At 60.7% G+C, this 6,054-nt stretch carries 6 protein-coding genes and 1 pseudogene; 3 read left to right on the plus strand and 4 right to left on the minus strand.

Translation table 11 applies throughout. From position 1 onward, the window contains the following. A pseudogene (locus ABI660_RS22610) lies at positions 1 to 216 on the plus strand (urease accessory protein UreD); the annotation flags it as partial. A gap of 494 nt (positions 217 to 710) precedes the next feature. On the opposite strand, the gene ABI660_RS22615 reads toward ABI660_RS22610, so the two are convergent. Further along, complete coding sequence (locus ABI660_RS22615; RefSeq protein ID WP_348072375.1) at positions 711 to 1,145, minus strand: DUF3597 domain-containing protein; 435 nt, start codon at positions 1,143 to 1,145, stop codon at positions 711 to 713. 235 nt (positions 1,146 to 1,380) lie between these two features. Between ABI660_RS22615 and ABI660_RS22620 the strand changes: the two genes are divergently transcribed. Continuing rightward, positions 1,381 to 2,181 (plus strand): M48 family metallopeptidase, encoded by an 801-nt coding sequence (locus ABI660_RS22620; protein ID WP_348072377.1) that lies wholly within the window; start codon positions 1,381 to 1,383, stop codon positions 2,179 to 2,181. Between the two features lie 176 nt (positions 2,182 to 2,357). Next, positions 2,358 to 3,569 (plus strand): cation:proton antiporter, encoded by a 1,212-nt coding sequence (locus ABI660_RS22625; RefSeq protein ID WP_348072378.1) that lies wholly within the window; start codon positions 2,358 to 2,360, stop codon positions 3,567 to 3,569. Here ABI660_RS22625 and ABI660_RS22630 read toward each other — a convergent pair. The 3 genes from ABI660_RS22630 to urtE all read right to left on the minus strand — a co-directional run bounded on the left by ABI660_RS22630 (position 3,550) and on the right by urtE (position 5,714). After that, a complete protein-coding gene (locus tag ABI660_RS22630; protein WP_348072380.1) occupies positions 3,550 to 3,999 on the minus strand; it encodes a DUF2809 domain-containing protein in 450 nt (149 codons plus the stop codon). The two genes, ABI660_RS22625 and ABI660_RS22630, sit on opposite strands and share 20 nt — an antisense overlap. Further along, a complete protein-coding gene (locus ABI660_RS22635; RefSeq protein WP_348072381.1) occupies positions 3,986 to 4,831 on the minus strand; it encodes a DUF817 domain-containing protein in 846 nt (281 codons plus the stop codon). Before ABI660_RS22635 ends, ABI660_RS22630 begins: the two co-directional genes overlap by 14 nt. A gap of 190 nt (positions 4,832 to 5,021) precedes the next feature. Next, positions 5,022 to 5,714, minus strand: coding sequence for an urea ABC transporter ATP-binding subunit UrtE (gene urtE, locus ABI660_RS22640; RefSeq protein ID WP_348072383.1), 693 nt, complete (start codon positions 5,712 to 5,714; stop codon positions 5,022 to 5,024). Positions 5,715 to 6,054 lie beyond the last annotated feature (340 nt).

The raw sequence follows: 6,054 nt of genomic DNA on the forward strand, positions 1-6,054 counted from the left end.
CGCGAACTCGCGCTGGATGTCGCACGGCAGGTGATGGAGGCGCACCCCTTGAGCCAGTACGCCGGCGCTACCAGCCCCGACGCGCAAGTCGTGGTGGTTCGCGTGCTGGCACCGCTGGTCGAACCGGCCATGGGTTTGATGAAAGAGGTCTGGAAGGCGTGGCGCCGGCATTTCTGGAACAAGGCAGCTCCCAGCCCGCGCATCTGGTCCGCTTAAAGCGCGCCAGGCCGGAATGATTTCGCCGATACGCTGAAGAAGCTCGGCAATAGGCGCCCTCTTGGCGACACCGGGGCGGCCGCCCACATTGCCTCCCATATCGCGTGCTTCTTCCGGAGACACCAGCGCTGTCAGGTACATCACGGGAATACCTGCGGTCTGCCGATCCCTGAACGGGGTTCGCCGAACTGCTGCCAGCCAAATGACCACCCGCAAGCCAGCAGCACGCGTGCCATCACGCTCAAAATTCCAGCCCGCCAGATTGAGCACGCCAGCCTTCGCCGCAGGCACTTCACCGGGGGCCTGCGCCTGCGCCAAAGAGGCAAAGGGCAGGGTCAACAAGAACAGAACACAAGCCCAGCTTGCACGCAGGAAAAAATGCATGCGAGGAGGACAAGGGATTCCCATGGGCCGGCAAAGCCCTGTTTACCAGCCTGCACCCCTGGCAGCGCGTTCTGTGCCGCCCGGTGGCTCCTCGGACGGAGAAGGGACGATCAGTCTTGCAGGTCTGCGGGGACCTTGCCGCCGTTGGCCGCCAGCTTTTTCATCACTTGCTTGTGCAGCCAAATGTTCATTGACGCGCTGTCGTTCATGTCACCGCTGTAGCCCAGCTCCTTGGCCAGTTCCTTGCGCTCGCCCAGGCTGCTGTCAAGCTTGAGCAGCTTCATCAGGTCCACGATGGAGGTTTTCCAGTTGAGCTTTTCGGGGTTGCTGCGGGCCATCCCGTCCAATATGGCCTCCACATCGACTTCAGGCAGGCTTGCACTGCCCACCGCTGCTGCTGCTGCGGCACGCGAAGCGGCGTCGGAAGCTGCCGAAGCGGCTGCTGCATCTTCGGACGACAAGGCGCCACCTGTTGTTGCGTCAGGTGACGAGCCCGCATGAGCCGATGGAAAAATCTTGCCGAAAATCTTGCTGAGGATGCTCATGACAAATCCAATCTGTAGAAGTGAGGCTCTTGATCTTAGCTCTGCGCGGCCTTGCATCCGGAAGGAATGTGGAGTCATCCGCCGCAGGAAGCTGTCAGAACAAATCCCCTGTCGGGTTTCGCTCCGGCGATTCGTGCCTACACCACCGTCAACTGCCGTCCTACCCTGACTTTGACTTGCTGCCGGAAAATAAACGCTCCCGGCATGTGCCTGAAAACAGATCTGTGAGACACGCATGAAACACCACCTGACCCCCTTGGCTTTGGCCCTGACCCTGCTGATCACTGCCTGCTCAAGCACAACGGAAAGTGGCGCTGTTGGCGCCTCGCGTTCCCAGCTTTTGCTGGTGTCTTCCGCGGAACTGAACCAGATGGCGGCCCAAAGTTACAACAAACTCAAGGCCGAGGCGACGGCCGCAGGAAAGCTCAACACGGATGCTGCCATGCTGGCGCGCATACGCGCAGTTGCGGCACGCATCCAGCCGCAAACCGCCGTGTTTCGCGGCGATGCGCCCAACTGGCAATGGGAAGTGAACCTGATCGAAAGCGACCAGCTCAATGCCTTCTGCATGCCCGGTGGAAAAATCATGTTCTACACCGGGCTGATCCGCAAACTCAGCCTCACCGATGATGAAATCGCGGTGGTCATGGGCCATGAAATTGCCCACGCGCTGCGTGAACACTCGCGTGAGCAGGTTTCCCAGGCCGCGGCGGCGCAAACGGCCATCGGCATCGGCACCCAACTGCTCGGCCTGGGCAACGCCACCTCGCAAGTGACGGGTGCGGCCTACGAAGCGTTGGTGGCTACGCGTTTCAGCCGTTCGCATGAGACCGAGGCCGACCGTATCGGCCTTGAACTGATGGCGCGCGCGGGCTACAACCCGCAGGCAGGGGTCAGCCTGTGGCAAAAAATGGGGGGCAGCGGTGGCAGCGGCTCCGAGTTCCTGAGCAGCCACCCCAGCGATGCCAGCCGCGTCCAGCAGATCCAGGCCCTGCTGCCTACGGTGATGCCGCTGTACCAGGCAACCCGGCGCTAGATCGACTGCCGTCCCTTCCTGACAAGGCTGCCGCGCAGCGGCTGCGGGGCATACGCGTCCGCGCTTGAAAGCTCAGGACTGCAGCGCCGGCTCCTGCATAATTCGCGCTCACCGCCCGCCGTGCGGAGCCGGTTTCCGGATTCAATGGCCTCGCCGCCGACAACCAATGAGAAGCCATGCACACTGCCATGACCACCACCGAGATTTACCTGATCGCCATGGCGATCATTTTTACGGTGCCTTACCTGATCTGGCGCGTCTTCAAGACCGACTACTACGCACCGCTTGTTGTAGTGCAGATCATTGCGGGCATTTTGCTCGGCCCGGGTGTTCTCGGCAAGTTGTACCCCGACTACTATGCTTTCGTCTTCAGCGCGCCGGTCGTGCAATCGCTCAACGGCATTGCCTGGTGGGCCGTCATGGTTTTTGTGTGGATTGCCGGTATTGAACTCGATCTGAAAAAAGCCTGGACCCACCGACGGGAAAGCAGCATCACAGCCGGCCTGGCGCTGGGCACGCCACTGGCTTTTGGCTGCGCGGTGGCCGCCGGCATGCTGATGTACGAGGGCTGGATCGGCCCCCAAGGCATGCGGTGGCAATTTGTTGCCGGTGTCGGCATGGCCTGCGCGGTCACGGCGCTGCCCATCCTGATTTTGCTGATGGAAAAACTGGCCATCCTGCGCCAGCCCATCGGCCAGCGCATCCTGCGTTACGCCAGCCTCGACGATATTGCCATCTGGGGCGTACTGGCGCTTATCCTCATGGACTGGGGACGCGTGGGCCGCCAGGTGGGCTTCCTGGCTGCCTTCGCGGTGCTCAGTTACCTGTTTCGCAAACTCATGGTGTGGCTGCCGGAGCGTGACCGCTGGTACACCGGCCTGATCTGGCTGATCATCTGCGCCTTTGGTGCCGACTGGGCCGGCCTGCACTACATGGTTGGCGCTTTTCTGGCCGGTGCGGTGATGGACAGCGACTGGTTCAACCAGGAACACATGGACATGCTGCGCCATCATGTGCTGCTCGTCATGATGCCGGTGTTTTTCCTGAGCACCGGGCTGCGCACCAATTGGTCGGTAGGTGGGAAAGCGGTGTTTATCGCGGCCGCGGTGTTGCTGGTGGCCTCGGTGGCCGGCAAGCTGATTGGCGCGCACATCGCCGGCAAGGTGCTGAAATGGGCGCCAGGCGAAAGCGCCATCATCGGCTGGCTGCTGCAGACCAAAGCCCTGATCATGATCATTTTTGTGAACATCCTGCTCGACAAAAAAATTATTACGCATGAAACCTTTACCGCCCTGTTGCTGATGGCCATTGCCAGCACCATGCTGACAGTGCCGATGGTGGCCCCCAAGCTTCAGCGCATGAAGGAAATCATTTTCCGCCTGAAGTGACCGACGTGCCCGTTACGGGCAATGGCCGACACCGGGCGAGCAGGAATTCCAGCGCCAAGACCAGCAGGAACCCACCGGCGTACGCCAGAACGTCCATCCAGTCGGCCACCGAGCCCAGCACAATTTTCATCACCCGGTTCTGAACGTGCCAGGCATTGACGGCCGCGACATACTGGGCAAGTTCGACCAGGCAACCCACCGCAAAGGCCACCAGTGCCAGGCCACGGGGGTTGGCCTTTATCACGGTCTTGAGCATAAAGTACACCCACACAACCGCCAGCACGTCGCCGACAAACCCTCGCAGCCAGCGGTGGTGCGACCACACGGTCGCGATCAGCACTTCGATGATAAAAATCAGGACAGCCCACAGCGCCGCCTCGGCATCAAACCGCAGCCTCACGCGGGGAACGGTGGGCTCAGTCCGGTACATGGATGCGTTCCTTCACATGCTTGAGGTTGGCCACGATGGTGAAGGTCATGACCACCAGCAGCGACCAGGCGCTCCATTTGCCGACATGCACGGCAGACCAGCCACCGAGCTGGTTGGGATAGTGCCAGAGGCTGAAAAACGTGCTGATGTTTTCAGCCACCCAGATAAAGAACCCGATCAACAAAAAGGCCAGCAGCAAGGGCATGCTCCGGTCCCGGTCATAGGGCCGGAAGGTCACCGAGGACCTGGCATACAAGCCGGCCAGGCAGGCCGCGATGTACCAGCGGTAGTCGCCCCAGAAATGGTGCGTGAAAAAATTTCCGTAGATCAACAAGGCAATCACCGCGGCCATCCAGTAAGGCGGGTGGTGCCGGATGCGCAGGTCAAACAATCGCCATGCCTGGATGATGTAGCTGCCGACCGCCGCATACATAAAGCCTGAAAAAAGCGGCACGCCAAATAGCTTGGTATAGGCAAAGTCCGGGTAGCTCCAGGACTGGATGGATCCGGACGTCTTGAAAACCTCCAGGGCAAACCCAACCAGGTGAAAGAGGCAGATGGCCTTGAGCTCATCGAGAGTTTCCAGCTTGGCCAGCAACATCCAGCCTTGAATGAACAGCGCAATCAGGAGCAACAGGTCATAGCGCGGAACACCCGCCACACCGGCCCGCGGCACAAGAAACACCGCCGCAAAGAACAGCCCGGCAAACAGGCAGGCCCTTGCTTCCTTCAGACCGAAATAACCGAACTCCACCAGAAAGCGGCGAAACCCCGACAGACCCGTGTGAGATTTCGTCTGAATAAGCCAGTTGTCCAACGCCAGCAAAGCCATCGGCGTGCACCTTTTTTTGTGATTGTTTTTTGCCGGCTGGTTGCGGCCCGGAGCGGTGGACTCCCGGCGCCAACCGCTTCAGCGACCGCTGCGATTCTACGTTCGCAGCAGGGGTACCAACGTCGTCACGCTTGCAAACACAGAAAAGCCCGGATGAACCGGGCTTTGGCTAAAGCTGGTGATGGGTAGCCTAGATTGCCACCAACTGCCGTACCTGGTTGGCCTCCATGTCCTTGCCCTGGCCGCGGGCGATGAACTCGCCGCGCTCCATCACCAAGTAGTCGTCGGCCAGTTCTTCGGCGAAATCGTAGTATTGCTCCACCAGCAGGATGGCCATGTCGCCGCGATCGGCCAGCATGCGGATCACACGGCCGATGTCCTTGATGATGCTGGGCTGGATGCCTTCTGTCGGTTCATCGAGGATCAGCAGCTTGGGCTTGGCTGCCAGCGCGCGCGCAATGGCCAATTGCTGTTGCTGCCCGCCCGAGAGATCACCGCCCCGGCGATTCAGCATCTGCTTGAGTACCGGGAACAGCTCATACAGTTCCGCGGGGATAGGCGTGCTGGCGCTTTTGTAGGCCAGGCCCATGCGCAGGTTTTCCTCGACCGTCAGGCGCGCAAAAATTTCGCGACCCTGCGGCACAAAACCGATACCGGCACGCGCGCGCTCATACGGCGTGGCGTTCTGGATAGCCTTGCCGTCGAACTCGATAGTGCCAGTCTTGATGGGCACCAGGCCCATCAGCGACTTGAGCAAGGTGGTTTTGCCAACGCCGTTGCGGCCGAGGAGCACGGTCACCTTGCCGAGATGTGACTCCATGCTCACATCGCGCAGGATGTGGGAGCCGCCGTAATACTGGTTGATGTTTTTGACGTTCAGCATGTGATGATCTCCATCGCGCTTGGTGGAGCTTCGAAGCTGTCGTTGCTCGCCAGCTGGCCGGGGGTAGCCCGGCAGCTACTCACTTTCTTTTGCGTCGCCAAAAGAAAGTAAGCAAAGAAAAGGCGACCCCGCTGCCTGCGACCCCCTTCGCTTGCGCTACGGGGGCAGCCTGCGGTGCTCGGTCCAGCCGGGGTCGAGCTCGAACTCGCTACGCTCAGACAATCGCTCGCCCTGATCCGTCTGGCCCTCCGCTCCTCGGCGCAGTCAGAAGGGGTGGGGACGAAATCGGGAGCGGGAGCGCAATCGGGCTCCGGCAAGGACGCGCTTTGCGCGTCCTTGC

This window comes from Polaromonas sp. (assembly GCF_039930745.1).
Taxonomy (GTDB): Bacteria; Pseudomonadota; Gammaproteobacteria; order Burkholderiales; family Burkholderiaceae_C; genus Polaromonas.